Here is a 20,815-nt window from a genome sequence, read left to right on the forward strand (position 1 = left end):
CTAAACGTATAGCCTTTCTAGTGGTATGTTGCCTGGTTTGTCTTCACTCGGCAGCTGTACACGCTCACGATACGACCACCGTTCATTGTTTATTTTCTCAGGATTGGGAAGGCAAACAAGCTATGCTGGTAGCAAAGGTTTTGTACCAGCCACCAATTATTGTTAAAGCGACCGTTTTCAACAGAAAGGCCGATTTTACGATTACCTTGCTCGAGCCCAGTCCGGCCTATATCTGGCTTGAAGGGAAAAAAGAGGATTACCAGCTCTTTATTGACTCACCGGCTATCTATGTCAGTTTCGACCAAACAGCGTTCGTCACGGGTTCTCCCAGCAGTGAGTTATGGGCCGAGCAGCTAACCATGCTGACTACCAATCAAGAGTCCGAAGGTGATCTACGAACCGAACTCGCGCATGCTTTCTTCGATAACGATTCACTAGCCATACGTAATCTTGAGCAACTGGACGATTCCATAAAGACAGCCCATACCAATCAGATCGTCAAACAAATTTTAGATCATCCTTCATCGGCATCAAGCTGGTTTCTTTTTGCCTCGAATCACTTTTCGTACAACCGGACACTTGATTTGTTTGGTAAACTCTCCGCCTTTTCTTCCTATCCATCGTTCAAACGAATACAGGCGAAATTGGCAAAAAATCAAGTTGATACTAAGGTTACTGATTTCACTTTACCAACAGTCACTGGGCAAAGTTTTACGCTGTCTACGCTAAAAGCAACGTATATTTTAATCGACTTTTCGTCCCGTTTTTTCGCAGCCTGCCACAAACGGCATAACGCGCTAAAACAAATTTACAGAACCTATCATCCGCGGGGGCTGGAGATTGTCACGGTCTCCCTTGAATTTAATTCGACAGCTAGCAGGAACGATATGCAGCAAGAAAACTTACCGTGGATTCACGTTCTGGATTTAATGGGGCCAACTTCTATCAGCAACCAATTCGGCGTTGAACAGATGCCGGATACCATTCTACTAAGCGCCGATCAAACGGTACTCGGTCGAGATATGTCCGTGAGCGAAATTGAAGCCACGCTCAGTCGTCTACTGAAAAAATGATGATTCTGTACATTCTTAACGAATGCTCTAACCGCTAACGAGCGGTACTTATCTGCATGAAACTGAGCTTGAACGCTTGTTTTTATCGATAAAGCCCAGTTTTCCCAAATGTTTCCAGAATTGAGATCGTGTTTTGCCTACACTTGTCCGGGAGCCAGATGATAGCCGGACAGGTTGACGCCAATGATCTACCCGCATTTTCTGGAGTCTCACCAGCAACGGTCCACCTCCACAAAGTACCGACGAACAACGGGCTGGCTGCTCTGGCTGAGTGCCGGTCTTCTCACAACCCAGGCCGTAGCGCAGCAACCTACCCTCAATCAGGTTCTTGACCAGAGCGTTCGGCAATATCCGTTCCTGAAATCCAAACAGGCCGAAGTCAGCAGTGCCGAACGCCGATTGCAGGCCAGTCGCACGGATCTGCTGCCGATTGTGATGCTCCAGGATCAGTACAACTACGCCACGAGCAATAGCCTTAACAATTCGTTTTTCCCCAACGAAGGCACCAATATATCCACCTCCGGTGGGGTCAGGCCCTTTGCTCTTTCGCAAGCCAGCTTCGGCAGCTACACTAGCGCTTCTATTGAGTGGCGAGCCATTGCGTTCGGGCGGGTAAAAGCGGGTATCAACGTAGCTAAAGCCGACCTTCAGCGCAGCCAGGCCGATTACGAAAACGAACTTTTTCAGCATCAGGTCCGCACCATTGACGCCTATCTACTTTTACTGATCAATCAGAAACTGGTTCAGATTCAGCGGAGTAATCTAGATCGGGCGCAGACGTTCAAGCGCGTCGTCGATTCAGGTGTTCGGTCGGGGATGCGGGCGGGCGTCGATAGTGCGTTAGCGACGGCGGAATCGGTACGCGCCCGGCTCCTGCTGCTCGAAAGCCAGCAGCGGGAACAGGTGCAGCGCCTTCGACTTTCCGAACTAGCGGGTCAGCTTCAAAGCGGGATGCAGGTCGATAGCATGGGCTTCTACAGCTCGATTCCCAACGGTGTTTTCCTATCGGATTCGCTTTCGCCGAAGAACCCAACCCTGCGTTTGTTTCAGTCGCAGATTAACCTGTCGGCAGCCCGGAGCTTAGCTACCCAGCGGTCGGGGATGCCACTTATTTCGCTGGTTGGCGCGGGTAACGCCAGAGGTTCGGGTTTCTCCAATCAGGGCGATGTCTTTCTGAACAACCAGATTAATGGACTCGGCTATCAGGTTGGCAATTATCTGGTTGGCGTTGTTGCACGCTGGAACCTGACGAACCTGTTACGGGCTCACCAGGATTACCGGGCCGATCAATTTCAGATCGAGCGGTCGCGGCAGTTGTTCAATACGCAACGGCTGCAAATTTCACGACAATATCAGGAAGCCGAAACGCAGTATCAGGTCGCGCTGGAGCAAGCCCGGCAGGCTCCTATCCAGCTGCGGGCGGCCCGGCAGGCTTATAACCAGGCCAAGTCACGCTACGAAAGCGGACTGACCGATTTACCGACCCTGCTGCAAAGTGTTCTGACGCTCAATCGCGCCGAAGTAGATGGCTACGTGTCGATTAGCAACGTGTGGCGTTATCTGCTCCTCAAAGCAGCCGCCGAGGGCGACCTATCGCTATTTATGAATCAAGTCAATTAAGTAAAGTCCAGGTTGTAGTTTCCGGTAGGTGGGTTGTGCGTAGTTGGGATTGACAGCGCAACGTCCGACCAACCCAGCACCGGGAACTACAGGCTGATCATTAATTACCGAAACCTGTTATGTATCAACTCATTCGATCTGCCTTACGAAAACCAATTTCGGTGGTTGTAGCGGTTCTGGGACTTCTCTTCTTTTCGGTGATGTCGCTCTTTACCATCCCCGTCGATATCTTCCCAAACCTCGATCTGCCCACGATTTATGTGGTTCAGCCTTACGGCGGTATGGCCCCCGACCAGATGGACGGATTCATTGCCACGCGCTATCAGGACCACTTTTTGTACGTGTCGGGGATCCGCGACATCGACGTAAAAACCATTCAGGGACTATCGTTGATCAAACTGCAATTTTATCCGGGAACCGACATGGCTCAGGCTGCCGCCGAAGTAGCCAACAACGTCTCGCGGGCGAAAGCGTACATGCCTGAAGGCACCGTGCCGCCCCAGGTGGTGCGCTTCGATGCCAGTTCGGTACCGGTGGGTCAGCTGGTGTTTGAAAGCCAGAGTCGTTCGCTCAACGAAATTCAGGATTACGCATCGTCAAGGGTACGACCGATGTTTTCGCGTATTCCGGGCGTGTCCAGCCCTCCCCCCTTCGGTGGTAACCAGCGGACGGTCATCATCAAAGTGAATCCGCAGCTGGTCCGCAGCTATCAACTGACGCCCGAAGAAGTCATCAAATCCATCGTTACGAACAACCAGCCGTCGCCCGCCGGGAATATACGCATTGGCGACAAAGCCCTGATGACGCCGGTGAACTCGCTCGTCAAACGTCCCGAAGACTTTTTGAACATTCCAATTCGGGTTGGTTCGGGTCCGACGGTGTTTGTGCGCGACATTGGTACGGTTGAAGATGGCGCTGACGTGACGGTGAGTTATGCCTTGGTCAATGGCCGCCGGGCAGTATATATCCCGGTGGTAAAAAAGTCGGATGCTTCCACGCTGGATGTTGTTAACAACATCCGGAAAGCGATGCCCGAATTACAGGCCGCCGTGCCCGAAGACGTAAAGATTTCGTACGAGTTCGATCAGTCGGTTTACGTCACGAACGCCCTGAAAAGTCTGGTCACGGAAGGGATTTTGGGTGCCGTACTAACCGGCTTGATGGTACTGCTGTTCCTGCGCGACTGGCGTAGCGTGATTATCGTGGTCGTCACCATTCCAATTTCGATTCTGTCGGCAGTAATCATGCTTAATTTATTTGGGCAGACGATCAACATCATGACCTTGTCGGGACTGGCCCTGGCGATTGGAATTCTGGTGGATCAGGCAACGGTGACGATTGAAAACATCCACCAGCATCTGGAAACGGGAAAACCCAAAGCCGTTGCCATCTGGGATGCCTGTAAAGAAATCGTCTTCCCCGAATTCCTCATCCTACTGGCGATTCTGGCCGTGTTTGCGCCCGCTTTTGTTATGAGTGGTGTACCACGATCCATGTTCCTACCCTTGTCGTTATCGGTTGGTTTCGCCATGATCGCGTCGTTTCTCCTGTCGCAAACGTTTGTGCCCGTACTGGCCAACTGGCTTCTAAAAAGCCATCCGCCCCACGAAGCGCCAACGCTGGCTCTCGACGCGCAGGAACGGCACGCTATACTAGAAGAGGATATGCATCCAGAAGCCAACGCAAAGGGTTTCGACAAGTTCAAACAGCGGTATTCAACCTTTCTCGATAAAGCTTTGAATCGTCGGGGGCTGGTTGTTGGCGGGTATCTGCTGGGTAGTCTGGCGATTATCGTGGTCTGCTTCCTGGTTATCGGAACGGACATTCTTCCCCACGGCAACAGCCACCAGTTTCAGATGCGGCTTCGGATTCCTGATGGAACGCGGGTAGAACGAACCGAAACGGCCACGCTAAAAGTACTCGACATCATCAAGGATGCGGTGGGTGCCGAGAACGTTGAGATCTCGTCGGCGTATGTCGGTACGGTTCCGTCCAGCTACGGTACGTCCAACATCTTCGTGTTCAACAGCGGTCCACACGAAGCGGTTTTGCAGGTGTCATTAAATGAAGAGCATCCCGTAAAAATGGATGATCTCAAAGAGGATCTTCGGTCGCGGATTGCCAAAGCATTACCCAATGCAGCCATCTCGTTTGAACCCATCGAGCTGACCGAAAAGATTATGAGTCAGGGCGCTTCGACGCCGATTGAAGTAACGATAGCGGCTAAAGACCTGACCGAAGCGGGACGCTTTGCCAATAAGATCCGGGAGCAGATGACCAAAATCGATTTCCTGCGCGACGTGCAGATTGCGCAACCGCTGGCCTACCCGGTGCTGAATGTAACGATGAACCGCGAACGGGCCGGACAATTGGGGGTTACATCCACGCAGGTCGCCCGGTCGATGGTAGCGGCTACGTCGTCAAGCCGGTTTACGGATAAAAACCTGTGGCTCGATGAATCGAAGGGACTGGCTTACCAGGTGCAGGTGCAGATTCCCGAATACCAGATGAGCAGTACCAACGACATTGGCAATATTCCGCTGCGCAGTGGCGAAATGCATCCGCTACTGTCAGACGTGGCTACGTTTTCGGAAGGCACGGCCCCCGGCGAATACGACCGCGCCGGACCAAACCGACTCGTTACAATTACCGCCAACTTGCAGAACATAGACTTGGGTACGGCCCAGAAAGCCGTGCAAAACGCCATCAAGAACGCGGGCGAACCACCACGCGGTGTCCTTGTCGAGATGGGCGGACAAACCAACCTGCTGACCGATACGCTCAGTAGCCTGCAAACGGGTCTGCTGGTCGCTATCGTCATTATCTTCCTGCTGCTGGCGGCCAACTACCAGTCGTTCAAGCTGTCGCTGGTGATTCTATCGGCCATTCCTGCCGTAGTGGCGGGTGCCCTGCTGATGCTGCTGGCCTGCGGTGCCACGCTGAACCTGCAATCGTACATGGGTCTGATTATGTCCGTCGGCGTATCGGTCGCTAATGCGATTCTAATGGTGACGAATGCCGAAAATCTCAGACTGGAAGTCGGCGATACCCGTAAAGCCGTGGTGCTGGCGGCCAACAGCCGGATTCGCCCAATTCTGATGACCAGTATCGCCATGATTGCGGGGATGGTACCGATGGCGTCGGGACTTGGCGAAGGTGGTGATCAGATTGCCCCACTTGGCCAGGCCGTAATTGGCGGTTTGATCGCTTCCACACTGGCGGCACTTCTTATTTTACCATGTGTATTCAGCCAACTACAGGCCAAAGCAACAACGCAATCCGTATCGCTCGACCCCGAAGATCCAGAAAGCAAATTTTTCGACAACCAACTGACTCCCGCTCCTGCGGTCCGCTCCATATGAAACCATTATTGAGAGTAATCTGGCCGGTATCGGTTCTGGCTGGCCTGGCTGCCTGCTCGACATCCGGCAATCACGACACCAAACAGGCCGCCACGAAAGAACCAGAAACGCCACAGGTGGCCATGACAACGGTTCAGGCCTTGCAACCCAGCAAACGGGTAACCCTGCCGGGTGAACTGAAACCCTGGAATCGGGTCAATATCTACGCCAAAGTAAAAGGTTTCGTGCGGGAAATTCCGGTGGACCGGGGCACGTTCGTTCGCAAAGGGCAAGTGCTGGCCCGGCTTGATGCCCCCGAAGTCCTTTCGGAACTCAGTCAGGCGCAGGCCCAGTTACAGGCGCAGGAAGCAACGCTGGTTGAGCAAACGACCCGCGCCCGCGCCAGTCGGCTGACCTATAACCGACTGCTGCAAACGGCCAAGATGGAAGGTGCCGTGTCGGCCAACGAACTCGATCAGGCGCAGGCCAAAATGCAGGCCGATAGCGCGATGGTGGTTATGGGTCGCGGTACCGTGCAGGCTGCCCGTTCGAATTATCAGGCTAAAACCCAGCTTCGACAGTACTTAACGATCACCGCCCCGTTCGATGGCATGGTAACCGAGCGGAACATCAGTCCCGGCGCGCTGGTCGGTGCGGGCGATAGCGGCCGTCCGTTATTTGTGCTGGAAGATAGTCGAACCCTGCGATTGACAGTAGCAATTCCCGAGACCTTTGCCAACCAGCTCAAAAACAACAGCGCCGTTTCGTTTACGGTCAATGCCATTCCCGAACGCCAGTTCAACGCTAAGTTGGCCCGGAGTGCGGAGAGTCTGGTGGAAGCGAACCGGGCGATGATGGCCGAATTTGACGTTAACAACGCGGCTCGCGACTTAAAATCCGGGATGTACGCTGAAGTGACATTGCCCGTTGAACGGTCGGCTAAAACGATGTTTGTGCCCACGACTTCCGTCGTCAGTTCGAGTGAAAAAATGTTTGTGATTCGGGTACGCGACAACCGGGCTCAATGGGTATCGGTGCAGAAAGGCAACGTCGTTGATAGTCTGGTTGAAGTATTTGGCAGCGTTCAGCAAGGCGAACCGATTGTCAAAATTGCTTCGGAAGAAATTCGCGATGGCCAGGCGATTAAAACAAAATAGCTTGTTCTGTTCCTCTCCGATCCGTCGGAGAGGAACAGAATCCTACCTTACCCGGCTTTGTTCGTCCTCTACGCTGGACTGACGCTGGCGGGCTACTTTTAAGTTACGATTGCCGAAATTATAGGTAAACGTCAGTCGGGCTACGCGCGTTTCCCAGCGGTTGGTGAAGGTCAGGTTCGTACCCGCGTATTGGATCGTTCCCCGGTTCCGCGTGATGTCCAGAATGTCGCTTACGTTCAGGCGCAAGGTGGCCGCTTTCGCCAGCATTGTTTTTTGAAGACCTACGTTCACCTGCCCCATACCGCCGAATCGGCCCTGACCGTAGATTGACGCGGTGTTGTACCAGCCCGACAGTTCAGCGGTAAATCCTTTGGCAAGCGTAAACCGGTGGTTCATCGTAAAGTTGGCCGACACGCGCCGATAGTCTAACCGCTCGCCAAGGTATTCCGCGTCGTAAGCATTCAGAAAAATATCTGCCGTTTGTCGGACGGTCCACCAGGCAGTCAGTTTTAGCGGTGTGCTCAGACTTAATACAATATTGTTGAGCACCGCCAGATTGACCGTGGTCGATTTCAGGACCTGCCCCTGCTGCTCATTGACGCCTGTAATGACGTCCGTCGTGTGATTGTAACCCAGACTGACGTTCGTTTCATTTTTATAGGTGTAGCCTACCTGAAACGCATTCGTGTACTGAGGCCGTAGAAAGGGATTCCCCTGCGCGAAGGTATACGGGTCCATCACGTAGATGAATGGATTGAGATCCTGATAGCTCGGTCTATCGATCCGGCGACTGTAGGAACTGGTCCACTGATGATCCGGGCTGGCTTTGTAGGTTAGAAACGCACTCGGAAATGCGTTCAGGTAACTACGGTCTACGACTTTCTGGAGCGTTACCGAATTGCCAACAGAACGCGTGTATTCCAGCCGAACCCCAGCCTGTACGGACCATTTAGCCCAGCTTTGACTTCCGCTCAGATAACCAGCGCCAATTGTTTCTTTGTACAGAAAATGATTCGTTCGCTGCGGGTCGGGCACGTAACCACTTTCCGTCACAGTCCCGAAACGTACATCATTGTCGGATGTCACATAACTGATTTTACCCCCGGTTTCCAATTTCAGTCCTCCACGCATCGGATGAACGTAATCAGCTTTTACGGCCTGAATCAAAATAGCGGAAGGAGTCTGGTTCAGCTGAAGCAGCGGAGGACGAATTTCTTCGTTCTGCGCGTTCACATAGCGAGTCCGCATGTTATCCTGCCCGTTGACGTGCACCTGCCCGTAATCCAGATCAATCGTCAATTCCCGCCCCAGCGTATCAAACGTATGTTTGAGATTGGCATTGGCCGACAGCCGTTGCATGGGTCGCGTTGATGTATTCGTCATCGTTACGGTCTGCTGAAGCTTATGCTGTGCGTTGTAAATCAAATTGGTATTGTCGATACCAGACGCCCGATCGGTCAGCAATCCATTAATCATAACCCCGACCGTTGTGTTGCGGCTCAGCGCATAATCGGCACCCGCTTTAAACGTATGCACCCGCTCGGTACTGATTTGCGTGCCCAGGTTGTTCACCGTCGTTAGCGAATCTCCCGCCCCAAATCGGCGCAGCGCATCGACAGACGAATACCGCTGGCGATAATCGTAGTTGTAGTTACCAAACAGGTTCCAGTTTCCTGCTTTATGGTTGAGCGTTGCCCCCGCCGACGCTTTCGGGTACCGACCATATCCTGCCCCGAACGTAGCACTCCCCGCCGTGCCGCCACCGACAGCACGACTGCCGCGCTTAAGTCGGATGTTGATAATACCCGCGTTTCCGGCAGCGTCGTATTTAGAAGATGGGTTCGTAATCAGCTCGATTGTCTGCACGCTGTTGCTGGGCGTATTGCGCAACAGATTAACTACTTCCTGAGCAGACAGATACGTTGGTTTACCGTCGATCATGACTAGTACGCCCTCACGTCCTTTGAAGCTGATGCGGTCGTTCTGATTATCGACGACGACGCCCGGCGCTTTTTCAAGCACTTCCAGCGCTGTTCCTCCCGCCGAAACAATACTGTTTTCGACGTTGACGACGGTTTTGTCCGGCAGTTGCTCGATAAACGGTTTTTGCCCTGTAACGGTTACTTCGCCTAACGTTTTCGTAGCGTTGTTCAGGACAAGTGCCGGCACATCCGTTTGCGGTTGATCGGCGGCAACGGTAAACGGCCTGGATAAAGTCTTTTGAAAACCCACAACCTGAGCCGTGACCTGGTACGTTCCCGGCTTAACATTGTCGAACGTGTAGCCGCCCTCCGCATCTCCGATAGTACCTTTCACCAGTGTAGAGTCACTGGCTTTTACCAGCATGAGGGTGGCAAACTCAAGCGGCTTTCCCGCCGGGTCGTGTACCTTTCCCATCACAGCCGTCCGAACCGACGACTGAGCCAGGGACAAGGATGACATCAGGCTACCGCCTAACATCAGCAGAACGCAATACGTTAATTGACAGAATAGTAGAGGTTGGCGTTTCATTGCAGTTGTTGTTTAACACTGCAAAGTTGGTCAGTCAGACCACGCCCATCAATCGCACAAAGATGTGAAAATAGAACGCGGTCGTGCGGCTAGAACAGGCTTTGTTTACGGTATTGGGCGGGCGACATGCCCATCGCGCGCCGAAACAACTTCATAAAATAAGTAAGGTTATTGAACCCGCAATCGACGCTGATATCCGCCAGACAGCGACTGGTGGTCCGCAGCAGCTTGGACGCCAGCGAAATGCGCTGTTGGTTGATAAAATCGACGGGCGTTATGCCAAACGTCTGCCGGAACGTCCGGTAGAAATTCGGCTCGCTCATGCAGGCTTCGTCGGCCAACTCCTTGATGTGCAGGCTACGGCTTAGGTTTTTATTGATGTACTGCGCAATGTGCGCTAAACGGTTCTCATTAACCAGAGGACTCGATGAACTCAACAGCAGTGTCCGGGCCTGGGTTTGCATCAGCCGAACCATCAGTTCCTGCAACACCAGATTGGCGAACACATCTTTGGCCTGATTATTTTCGGTGAAGATGTAGATCAGGCGAGCAATCAACTGATGAATGGGTTCGTCGTTGGTCAGAAAAAAGTTGGCCTGCCCAAACTGCCACCCCTGCGAATTATCCACGAGCGGAGTCCGGTCATTAAGCATATCCGTAACCTGCTTTACTTTATCGGGATCAATCGCCAGTGCCAGACATTGGGTAGGATTCTGGCTTTGCGCTTCGGGGAAATCGATGCGCATGGTTTCTTCGCTGGGTACAATGACCGACTCGCCAGGAAGCAAATCGAACGAAGGCGTTCCGGGCAGATGCATTACTTTCTTTCCCCGGATCATGCTGGCCAGTACCGGATTGGTAAACGTCAGCTCCACCTTTTCGGCTACGTGCTGCGTTTCGTAAATGTTTAATTCTGCTGTATCGATGGTATAAGCAGTCCGATTCTCTACTTCCTGTTCCAGCCGCCGGGATTTCAGGTGATACGAAATGTCTAGCGGAGTTTTCTGTACGCGTTTCATGAAGAATGGTCTAGTTACACGAGCGTATTGCCGGGTTCAGCATGCGCAAATTAGTCATTTACTGATACTTAACTAGTATTATTATCACAAATCTTAGTGTATTTAAAAGATAGAGACATTAATTGATCCTAAGTACATAGCAGTTTTCGGGCAGTTAACGCATTATACTTTAGCCGCCATTTTGATAGGATAGTGCAGGGAGACGATACGATTGGTCAATTTTTATAGAACAATTTATCCAAACTTTGTAACAAATCCAATTTAACTTTTCTTCGTTACGAACATGGAAGTATTAGAAGCTCCAAGCAAGATTCTGCCCCGGCCTGAGTTTAAGAGCCAGTACGAGAACTACATTGGCGGTAAATGGGTGGCTCCGGTAGATGGCGAATACTTTGCGAACAACTCGCCTATCGACGATAGCTTAATCGCCCGTGTTCCTCGTTCCAAAGCCGCCGATGTTGAACTGGCACTCGATGCGGCACACAAGGCTTTTCCGGCCTGGTCCCGTACGTCGGCGACCGAACGCAGCAACATGCTGATTCGGATTGCCGACCGGATCGAACAAAATCTTGAATTTCTGGCCCGCGTCGAAACGGTCGAAAACGGGAAAGCCGTTCGCGAAACGATGGCCGCTGACTTACCGTTGGTTGTCGATCATTTCCGCTACTTCGCCGGGGTGATCCGGGCCGAAGAAGGCAGCCTGGCCGAACTCGACAAAGACACGGTGTCGATGATCATCAAGGAACCCATTGGCGTTGTCGGGCAGATTATCCCCTGGAATTTTCCGCTGCTGATGGCTACCTGGAAGCTGGCTCCGGCGCTGGCCGCTGGCTGCTGCGTGGTGATGAAACCCGCTGAGCAGACGCCAACGTCGATTCTGGTGTTGATGGAAGTGCTCGAAGGGCTGATTCCGCCCGGCGTGGTGAACATTGTCAATGGTTTCGGCCCCGAAGCAGGCAAGCCATTGGCTCAGTCCAAGCGCATCGCGAAAGTAGCCTTCACGGGTGAAACGACGACGGGCCGACTGATCATGCAATACGCGTCGGAAAACCTGATTCCGGTAACGATGGAGTTGGGCGGTAAATCCCCTAACATCTTCATGGAGTCCATCGCCGATGCGGACGATGAGTTCTTCGACAAATGCGTAGAAGGTGCGGTGATGTTTGCCTTGAACCAGGGCGAGATCTGTACCTGCCCCTCGCGACTGCTCATTCATGAGCGGGCCTACGACCGGTTTATCGAACGAGTTGTTGAGCGTACCAAGGCCATTAAGTTAGGCCACCCGCTCGACCCGGATACGATGATGGGTGCCCAGGCCAGTAACGATCAATACGAAAAAATTCTCTCTTACATCGATATCGGCAAGCAAGAAGGGGCCGAGATCCTGACGGGTGGCGGCCCCGCCGGTTTAGTGGATAACGGGCTGGAAAGTGGTTATTACATCCAGCCCACCATCTTCAAAGGCAACAACAAAATGCGCATTTTTCAGGAGGAAATCTTCGGGCCTGTCGTATCAGTGACGACCTTCAAAGATGCTGACGAAGCCATCGCGACGGCCAACGATACGCTGTACGGGCTCGGGGCAGGTTTGTGGACTCGGGATGCGCACGAGTTGTACCAGATTCCTCGTCAGATTCAGGCGGGCCGTGTGTGGGTGAACTGCTACCACAATTATCCGGCGCACGCACCGTTTGGCGGCTACAAGAAGTCGGGTTTTGGTCGGGAGAATCACCACATGATGCTCAATCATTACCGGCAGACGAAGAACATTCTGATTTCGTACAGCAAGAGCAAGTTAGGGTTCTTTTAATAGAGAAGCGGACTGGGTCGAGCGCTAAAATTAGTTGCTCGATTCAGTCCGCTTTTAGTAATCACTCAGATTTTATCCGACAGCTAAGTGCGTACCACTGATTTTTTTATGACCACGCAAACCACCTCCCGCGTCGATGTAACCCCGGCAGCCGCCAACGTTATCGACAACCTGAAGGTCCAGCACGGACCGTTAATGTTTCATCAGAGCGGGGGGTGCTGCGATGGCTCATCGCCTATGTGTTACGCCGTGGGTGATTTTATCATTGGCTCGACTGATGTGTGGCTGGGTAAGATTGAGGACTGTGATTTCTGGATGTCGGAAGATCAGTTCGAATACTGGCGACACACGCACCTGACCGTCGATGTGACGCCGGGGCGGGGAGCCAGTTTTTCGCTCGAAATTCCACTGGGCATTCGCTTCCTGATCCGTTCACGCCTATTCAGCGAAGACGAAATGAATCATCTGCCACCGGTTCGGGTAGGGGGCGATAGTTAACATCAGTCAAATAACTATCGGTCAGTAATTTACCAACCTAATAGCGGTTCACACAAGTCCTTCCCGCATGGCTTTTAGAACGGCTTCAGTTTTTGAGTTGACCTGTAGCTTATCGTAAATACTGCGGATGTGCGACCGCACCGTATCGATGCTGATGTGCAGTTCGTCGGCAATCAGTTTGTAGCTGTACCCACTGACCAATCCTTTCACAATATCCAGTTCGCGTACCGACAGCTTGTAGTCATCGCTTGGCTGCGCCTTTGGTTGCTGAAAATGCAATAATACCTTCCGGGCGATGCTCGCGGTCATCGGCGATCCGCCCCGGTGCAGATCGAAGATAGCTGCTACCAACTCGGCGGGCGACGTATGCTTGAGCAAATAGCCACTGGCTCCGTTCCGAATCGCCCGAAAAATTTTGTCTTCATCGTCAAACACCGTCAGCATCAGTACCTGCGTGGCTGGCAAAACAGCCTTAACCATCGGTACGGCCTCGATGCCGCTAATGCCGGGCAAATCAATATCCATCAACACTACGTCGGGTCGAAGCGAACGTATTTCTTCGGGCAGGTGCTGACAGTTGCCAAACGCGCCCAGCAAGGTTAGCCCCGGCGTCGCCTGAATCAGAAACGAAAGTCCTTCGCGCAGTTCGCGGTTGTCTTCGTAGTAAATAATGCCAATATCCGTCATAGTCATTTAGGAAAGCGGGGTCGTTAATACCACCGATGTACCGGCACCCGGCGCAGACGTAATGGCTAGTTTCCCCCGAATGTCGCGCGCACGCGTCTGTAGATTCACTAACCCATTGCCCAACCGTACCGTTGCCGGATCGAACCCTTGTCCGTCATCCTGAATCTTGACGTGCAACTGCCGCCCAACAACGCTCAACGATACATCAAGCCGGGAGCAATGGGCGTACTTGACGGCGTTATTCACGCTTTCTTTAAATATCAGGTATAGGTTACGGCGCTGTTCGACATCTAGTTTCAGGGCTGGAAAGGGTTCCGTTGCGGTCATAGTAAACTTGATACCTTTTGCTTCCGTAAGCCGCAGCCCGAATTCGCGCATCCGGCTCACCACATCGTCCAATCCATCGTTGCGCGCTTTGATCGTCCAGATAATGTCCTGCATAGACTCGGCGAGGGTGGTGGCGTTGGCACTGATGCGTTGCAACAATGGGACAGACTCAGGCCGAACGTCAGCAATCTGGCTCTGTACTACATCACTGAAAATACGAATACTGCTTAGCGTCGATCCAATATCGTCGTGCAAATCCGTAGCGATTCGATCCCGGATTCGGGTCAGTCGCTGCTGCTGAAGCTGACGATTTCGGTAGATTCCCCACAGGATAATCAGCACTGTTGCCAGAACCAGTGCTTTAAACCAAATGGTCTGATAATAAGCCGGGATGACACGCATGAGTACCGTAGTCCCGGTTTGATTCCAGACACCATCGCTGTTAGCCGCCCGGATGCGTAACTGGTAATTGCCGGGAGCCAGATTGGTGTACGTTGCCGTACGGGCATCGGTTGTAATCCATTCCTCGTCAAATCCCAGTAGTTTGTACGCATACCGGTTTTTTGTAGCCTGACTGTAGTTGAGCGCGGCAAATGCAACCGTTACCGTCGTTTCGTCGGGTTCCAGTTGAACAGACTGGCCTGGTTCAAGCCTACGCGGACGATTGTTGACCCGGACTTCGGTGACGACGACCGGGGGCGGCATCTTATTTTTTCGTAGCTGTTCGGGTTGGAAGTAAACAAATCCCCCTTCTGCGCCAATAAACAACTCGCCCTGACGGCTTTGTGTGATGGGTTGAAACAGATTATTCGTTAACAGCCCACTGGCTTTGCTGTAGTAGCGAAACCGTTTCGTTACGGGATCAAGCTCGTGCAGTTGCTCATCGGTGGCCAGCCAAAGATGCCCCCGTTTGTCCTCCGCTATTCCAAAAATATGATCGGCCAACAAGCCATTTTCCAGCGTGTATGTCTGCAAAACGTGCCCATTCGTATCCGCTTTAACCATAAAATCGATGCCCGACAACCAAAGGTTTCCCTGGCGGTCGATCAGAAAGGTACTTTGTAACTGGTTCGATGGCTGAACGACGGGCTTAGAACTCTGTATCTCGACACGAACGGCCTGACTCCGCGTCGCATTGATGCGAACCAGACCGCGTGTCGTCAGCACCCAGAGTCGCCCCTGGTTATCTTCCTGCATTCGGCTTACACTAAACAACTGATCCGTTTCGGTAGACAGCCGCCAGGCACGAATTCGGTCTGTAGCCGGATCATACCAGTACAGCCCCTGCCGACCAGAGCCTAACCACAGCCGCCCCTGCCGGTCGTTGTAGAAGCTCCGGATTGGAACGGATGGCGACTGGCTATTAACATTTTCGGAACGAGAAACCCGTTTGTACTGCCACTGCTTACGCGTCGGATCATACACACCAACACCGTCTTCCAGACCAACCCACAGCCGCCCATACTGATCTTGTGTTAACGCGTAGGCCACTTTATCTGTCATGGTGGCAACCGTTTGCAGCGTTCCCTGGTGGTTCCAGCGAAACAAACGGGCATTTTGGGTTACACCCCAGAATAACGAATCCGTACAGTAATCCTGAAGAATGACCGTTACACTACTTACGGTTCTATTATCTACCGAGTCCCGTACCAACTGACGACCGAATTTGGTCGCTACCGGATCGATGACAGCCAGACCGTACTTGGTACCGACCCAGAGCGCCCCCGTTAAGGAGTCACTATACAATGATCCCGTCATCCCCCCCGGATAGCTGGTTGGGTCGTCAGCAATTCGTTCAAACGTAGTGTAGCTATTTCTGACGGGGTCGTAACGGGTCAATTGGGTAAGCCCGCCCAGCCAGAAGATCGGTTTGCCGTCGGCTCCTTTCCCTTCTGCCATTTCGGTTATAATTCCCGACTTACCCAGATATTCGACGAAGCGATTGGTAGCGACTTCATACCGCATTAAGCGCTGCGTCGTGTAGGCGTAAAGCGTTCCGGATTTGCTTTCAGCCAATCCATTCACCTCAAGAGAAGCGTTGGGATGATGTTTATCCTTCCCAATAACATAGGCATACCGACGGCGGCTGGGGTCAAATTGATACAAAGCCCCCGCAACAACAACCCACACGTTTCCCCGCCGGTCAATAAACGGGCTAGCATAGGCAGCAGGCATTATATGAGGTAATGCATACGCCGTCAGTTGACGTGTACGGGGATCTATTCGATACAGCCGATCAACAGAAGAAAACCAGCCCATCCCGGCTTTGTCGAACCGAACCGGCGAAACAAAATCATTGTCAGCCTGGCGATCGCGCAATTGGGGCAGCGCTATGGTCTGCCCCTGCTCCTTGGTGGGATCGAAGCGATAAAGGCCCCGATTTGTTGATACCCATAAATGGCCGTTCTGGTCGGGTGTAATTCCGCCCGGCACGACATAATTACCGGGCAAACCATCTGGTCGTCCCGTCCGCTTGTAGACTTTGACCTGCACACCGTCGAAGCGGTTTAGCCCGTTGATCGTCCCGACCCACATAAAACCACGCTGGTCTTTGGCAATGGCCGTAACAACGTCGTTCGACAACCCCTGATTGGTTGTGTAGCGAACAAACGCTGCCTCCGCCGATTGCGCCCGAGTTTTCTCCGAGGGTCCAACCGCAAGCAACCAGCCAATCCCTAGCACAGCGAGCCATCTGATGCCTTTTCCCATAGCTACCTCAACATCTTACAAAGGTTGCCAGCGTCTTGTCCAAAGTCAACTCAATTGGCTCGCATAAAGATGTGAAATGCATACTGCGGGAATCACCCTCGTGGTTCATATACCTTAACGATTGTAAAGGCGTGCAACGCTTCATTCTGCCGATTGATGTAATCGATAGCGGCCTGCTCGGTTCTGTGCGGATTGGGTTCCGTTTTGGGTAGATCGAATAACCTGGGTCCACTCGTACGGGGCTCCTCCGAATTCAGGAAGCGGTGCACTCGATACACATAATAAACAGCTTCGATATTCATAGTTTCAGGCACTTTCGCGAAGAATGACTAATGACGTTGTCAAACGCCTTTTGTAAGCCTAAACTTCACGCTACCGGACACGAATAACTACCGGATCGTTATCGAATTGAGCAGAATACCGAATAGATCGTCAATAGGTGGGGTTAAAATGTAATCAGGATAAAATTATATAGCCTTACGCAGTGGAACGAGTTTAATCTTTTTGGCTGTTGCCGACTCTAACAAAGCAGGAGAAGCAGTCCCGATCAGTATAACTGAATGATGTTTCGGGTAACTTATCCGACTAAATTGTCTTTAATTGAGTTTATACAACAAATCATTGATCATCTATCAACTTATGAACCCCTGCCGCCTGGTTATCTTTGTGCTTTTGTGCCTGCTAACGCTGTCAGCGTACGCACCCCTACCCGATAATCCCGATGCAGTAGAAGGCAAATGGCTTAGCGCCAGAAAGAAAAATCAGGTTCAGATTTTTAAACAGGGCAACAAGTATTTTGGGCGGATCGTCTGGATGGCTGAACCGAACGACCCGGAAACGAACAGACCTAAAACCGACAGGGAGAACCCTGACGAAAAGCTCCGCAACCGTCCACTGCTGAACCTGGTCATCATGACGAATTTAACTTACAAAGGAAACAACGTCTGGACCGACGGGCAGATTTATAACCCCGAGGATGGGAAGACGTACAGTTGTGATTTAACGCTTAAAGATCCCAACTCGCTGGACTTGCACGGCTACGTGATGGGCATTCCTCTATTAGGCAAAACCAAAACCTGGACTCGGGTCAGATAAAACGCTGATGTACTACTCGATGGCTTTCTGACTACCCAGCCTATGGGCACATGGAGCGACGAGGGAAATGCTCTCTAAATCAAGGACATAAAAAAGCCCGGCTGTTCGGACCAGCCGGGCTTAGAGTTTAACCGTTGCGGCAAGCCGTCGGAGTTTCACCCATTTTGACCTTGCAAAGGTAGGTATTACAGCCCTAAAGAAAAATTGAAACCGGAAAAGAAATAGTTTACCAAGGAGTTACCAGCTATCCCTTATGGTTAGTATAAATGGCTGATGACAGTACGTTGATTTATTTAAGAAACGCTTGACAAGTGAGCATTCCGCGACACCCTCTCTTCTACAAAGGCTATTTCAGATGGTCACTTATGTCTTATTATCCTTTTCATTAATCGCTCAGTTTTTAGCTCAGCGCTTAACAGAGCATTAAAGGAGGTAACTAAAACCCTTTATAAAAGTTCTTGCTTGCCATTCCTCGTGTTAATAACAGGAAGATTTTCAATCATTTCTCTCCTATTTTTCTCGTTCAGCAACGTTAGCAGGCCCGTCTCACTTCTGCTCTCTCTAAAACGAGCAGCGACAAAACCATCCGCTACTGACAACGGAGGCAACCCATTAAGTTTGTCATTTTTAACAAAATAAGCATTATTACCCGCCTGATTACACCCTACGAATGAATATCCTTTTTCGGCTGCTAGATCATGCAAAGCAGTTAAAGATGCGCCAAAATAAAGGTTAGAATAGTGCTCTCCTGTTCGCACAAAATCAGCTTTATAAGGCACAGTTATAGCTCTTTCGGCCCCAAACAAACTGTTATATTCAGCAATAACAATATCTGCCTCTACGGCCTTGATTGCTTTCCAAACCCAATAATCATTACCATCGATGTCGATGCTTAGCAGACCAATTTGACCAGAAACTCCGTTCTCTGCTAGAAGTTGATTAATATTCTCCGCTGTGATAAAACTAGCTATAGCAGTAAGGTCATACTGCCAAAAGAAGGAGCGGTTTTTTATGTACTCAATGTGCGCAGGAGAGCCATCCAAAATGAGGCCTCTCCAATTATTATTCATCAATAGGAAACGAGTATTCGACTCTTCGTAATTTTCAACGCCAAACTCGACGAACGTATCAATTTTAGGTTTTACATGGTTGATTAAGTATTGAATAATACCGTCGTCACCAAATTGAGAAAATACTTTAAATTCAGCGTCTTTCAGTGATTTGGCTTGAGGAACTGTCCTAGCAAGAGCCGCACCAATAACTAACCGTATCGCCTTATTATCTTCTTTAACACGATAAATTTCATTAAGTACCGCCTTTACCTTATCGATAAGCTTCATGGAATATATAGATCATTTATATTATATAAAGGCTTATCCAAATCGATTTACTTACTTATCAGTTACTATATGTTTCTTTCGATCAGTAGAAGTGATTTATAGACGCATACGACCGCATCCTTACCTCAACCTCGAAGAAGTCACTTCGAAAGGTAACAGACTTACATTCATCCGCTCTAACTCAGGCGAGGTAAGAAAATAACCACTCACGTAAATCGCCAAACTGTCCCGTTGAAATTCAAACGGTAGGTTACAGGCATTCCAGGGTACGCCATTAGCTGGGATAAGTTGCCCCCCGCTTTGTAAACCTCCGGAGACCACAACCGTTACGGGAGCGTCAACCACTCGTTGAGACCGAGTCAGTTGGCCGATGTTTGCATAGCAAGCCGATACAGATGCATCAACCGCTTGTTGTTTACAGCCAGCAAAACACAGCAGCAAGCCAGCCAGAATGAAAATGCGCCCCATCATTTTGTCGTTTTGTACTATGATCCGTCAGATTGTAAATAGGTTGTAGTCACTCTATTATTTTACAAAAATCAGCACGCGTTATAATGCAGCGCAGGCATGTATCCTTGACGCACAAAAAACCCGCTGCACCTGAGAGGTACAGCGGGCAATTGGGGTGCGACTCGGTTTGTCCGAAAAACCTGATCGCCTTAGTTGAGAACGAGTCTAAGCGTTTGCTATGTCAGCGGCTTAGTGTTTAATGTCAACGCGCGTTGAAAACTGCTTCTGATCCGGGCCAACGATGAAGGTGTAGGCACCATCAGGCAGAGCAGACAAATCGAACCGACGAGCCGAGCCATTCAACGAACCGGTTTGAACCAGCACATTGCGTGAGTCGTAGATAGCTACGTTTGCTTCTACATTTTGGGCAGGCAGTGTCACTTCGAACTTGTTTTTATCATAGGCCGAAATAGTTGGCTGCACCAGTTGTTTCTGGCTGCTTTCGTCAACAATAACCGTGTTACCTTTGATCGTCAGCCCCTGCGACATCCAGTACGAGTCGTTGCTGGCTGTCAGGTAGTACTGACCATCAGACAGACCGTTGAGGTTAAACGAGGTAATTCCTTTCTCACTGCGTGCAACAACACCACGATAAAGCAGATTGCCGTCGGCATCAATAATAGCCACGTCAACCGGCTCAGCCGTTTGAATATATAAACGTACTTTCTTTTGCTCGGACTTCTCAACACTCACCCCGTTTATAACTAAACCATTGTCAGCTTTAGCATCTCCCATGCCTGCCAGACCCCATACTGAAAGTAGTACAGCAATTGTTAAACGGAACTGTTTCATTGGACTTTAATTTATATTTTTCCGTGACAAAGGTGCTAGATAAAGCCTATTCAATGCAATAGCAAGCAAGCCATGTTGTACAAAAACAAGAAAACTTCCCTTAAAAAGACAATTATTTATCAATATAATGGGTATTTTATCAAAAAAGTACAACAAGTCCATCCATATAGCTTATTATTTGTATTTTTTCAATAATTCTAATTTTTTGCACTAATCTGTTTACTAGTCTTACACTTTACAGAAAAAATACAATTTATAGATAATGAGCGTCTTTTTAGATTAGCAAGTCGAGGCTGATTTGATGGCTTCGCATTTGCTTAAATCAG

Annotated in this window: 15 protein-coding genes; 7 read left to right on the forward strand and 8 right to left on the reverse strand. The window is 50.7% G+C overall.

Annotated features, from left to right (window positions below; genetic code table 11):
* Nucleotides 1-122 precede the first annotated feature (122 nt).
* The 4 genes from LQ777_RS14970 to LQ777_RS14985 all read left to right on the forward strand — a co-directional run bounded on the left by LQ777_RS14970 (nt 123) and on the right by LQ777_RS14985 (nt 7,191).
* Nucleotides 123-1,073 (forward strand): TlpA family protein disulfide reductase, encoded by a 951-nt coding sequence (locus LQ777_RS14970; protein ID WP_232558735.1) that lies wholly within the window; start codon nt 123-125, stop codon nt 1,071-1,073.
* Between the two features lie 183 nt (nt 1,074-1,256).
* The gene (locus tag LQ777_RS14975) at nt 1,257-2,693 is read left to right on the forward strand and encodes a TolC family protein (RefSeq protein WP_232558736.1); all 1,437 of its coding nucleotides are present in this window, start codon (nt 1,257-1,259) and stop codon (nt 2,691-2,693) included.
* Between the two features lie 119 nt (nt 2,694-2,812).
* Nucleotides 2,813-6,055: an efflux RND transporter permease subunit gene (locus LQ777_RS14980; RefSeq protein ID WP_232558737.1), complete on the forward strand. Its 3,243-nt coding sequence runs from the start codon at nt 2,813-2,815 to the stop codon at nt 6,053-6,055.
* Entirely contained in the window at nt 6,052-7,191 is a 1,140-nt protein-coding gene (locus tag LQ777_RS14985) for an efflux RND transporter periplasmic adaptor subunit (RefSeq protein WP_232558738.1), read from the forward strand. The genes LQ777_RS14980 and LQ777_RS14985 overlap by 4 nt, the downstream gene beginning before the upstream one ends.
* A 42-nt stretch (nt 7,192-7,233) precedes the next feature.
* On the opposite strand, the gene LQ777_RS14990 is transcribed toward LQ777_RS14985, so the two are convergent.
* Together LQ777_RS14990 and LQ777_RS14995 are read right to left on the reverse strand one after the other, a co-directional pair.
* The gene (locus LQ777_RS14990; protein WP_232558739.1) at nt 7,234-9,702 is read right to left on the reverse strand and encodes a TonB-dependent receptor domain-containing protein; all 2,469 of its coding nucleotides are present in this window, start codon (nt 9,700-9,702) and stop codon (nt 7,234-7,236) included.
* Nucleotides 9,703-9,791: 89 nt separating this feature from the next.
* Nucleotides 9,792-10,721, reverse strand: a complete 930-nt coding sequence (locus LQ777_RS14995) for an AraC family transcriptional regulator (protein ID WP_232558740.1) — start codon at nt 10,719-10,721, stop codon at nt 9,792-9,794.
* A gap of 283 nt (nt 10,722-11,004) precedes the next feature.
* Here LQ777_RS14995 and LQ777_RS15000 point away from each other — a divergent pair, with 283 nt between their 5' ends.
* Nucleotides 11,005-12,531 (forward strand): aldehyde dehydrogenase family protein, encoded by a 1,527-nt coding sequence (locus tag LQ777_RS15000; protein WP_232558741.1) that lies wholly within the window; start codon nt 11,005-11,007, stop codon nt 12,529-12,531.
* Between the two features lie 108 nt (nt 12,532-12,639).
* On the forward strand, nt 12,640-13,029 hold the full coding sequence (locus LQ777_RS15005) for a DUF779 domain-containing protein (RefSeq protein ID WP_232558742.1): 390 nt from the start codon (nt 12,640-12,642) through the stop codon (nt 13,027-13,029).
* 48 nt (nt 13,030-13,077) lie between these two features.
* Here the strand turns inward: LQ777_RS15005 and LQ777_RS15010 are convergent, their stop codons facing one another.
* From LQ777_RS15010 to LQ777_RS15020, 3 genes are all read right to left on the reverse strand, one after another.
* Entirely contained in the window at nt 13,078-13,716 is a 639-nt protein-coding gene (locus LQ777_RS15010; protein ID WP_232558743.1) for a response regulator, read from the reverse strand.
* A gap of 6 nt (nt 13,717-13,722) precedes the next feature.
* Complete coding sequence (locus LQ777_RS15015; protein ID WP_232558744.1) at nt 13,723-16,752, reverse strand: sensor histidine kinase; 3,030 nt, start codon at nt 16,750-16,752, stop codon at nt 13,723-13,725.
* Nucleotides 16,753-16,844: 92 nt separating this feature from the next.
* Nucleotides 16,845-17,054 (reverse strand): hypothetical protein, encoded by a 210-nt coding sequence (locus tag LQ777_RS15020; protein WP_232558745.1) that lies wholly within the window; start codon nt 17,052-17,054, stop codon nt 16,845-16,847.
* Nucleotides 17,055-17,391: 337 nt separating this feature from the next.
* Between LQ777_RS15020 and LQ777_RS15025 the strand changes: the two genes are divergently transcribed.
* Entirely contained in the window at nt 17,392-17,847 is a 456-nt protein-coding gene (locus tag LQ777_RS15025) for a DUF2147 domain-containing protein (protein WP_232558746.1), read from the forward strand.
* A 446-nt stretch (nt 17,848-18,293) separates the two neighbouring features.
* Here the strand turns inward: LQ777_RS15025 and LQ777_RS15030 are convergent, their stop codons facing one another.
* The 3 genes from LQ777_RS15030 to LQ777_RS15040 all read right to left on the reverse strand — a co-directional run bounded on the left by LQ777_RS15030 (nt 18,294) and on the right by LQ777_RS15040 (nt 20,489).
* The gene (locus LQ777_RS15030) at nt 18,294-19,187 is read right to left on the reverse strand and encodes a hypothetical protein (RefSeq protein ID WP_232558747.1); all 894 of its coding nucleotides are present in this window, start codon (nt 19,185-19,187) and stop codon (nt 18,294-18,296) included.
* A 120-nt stretch (nt 19,188-19,307) separates the two neighbouring features.
* On the reverse strand, nt 19,308-19,658 hold the full coding sequence (locus LQ777_RS15035) for a hypothetical protein (RefSeq protein ID WP_232558748.1): 351 nt from the start codon (nt 19,656-19,658) through the stop codon (nt 19,308-19,310).
* A gap of 228 nt (nt 19,659-19,886) precedes the next feature.
* Complete coding sequence (locus LQ777_RS15040; protein WP_232558749.1) at nt 19,887-20,489, reverse strand: DUF3244 domain-containing protein; 603 nt, start codon at nt 20,487-20,489, stop codon at nt 19,887-19,889.
* Between the last annotated feature and the right edge of the window lie 326 nt (nt 20,490-20,815).

Origin of the sequence: Spirosoma oryzicola, assembly GCF_021233055.1 — a bacterium.
Taxonomy (GTDB): Bacteria; Bacteroidota; Bacteroidia; order Cytophagales; family Spirosomataceae; genus Spirosoma; species Spirosoma oryzicola.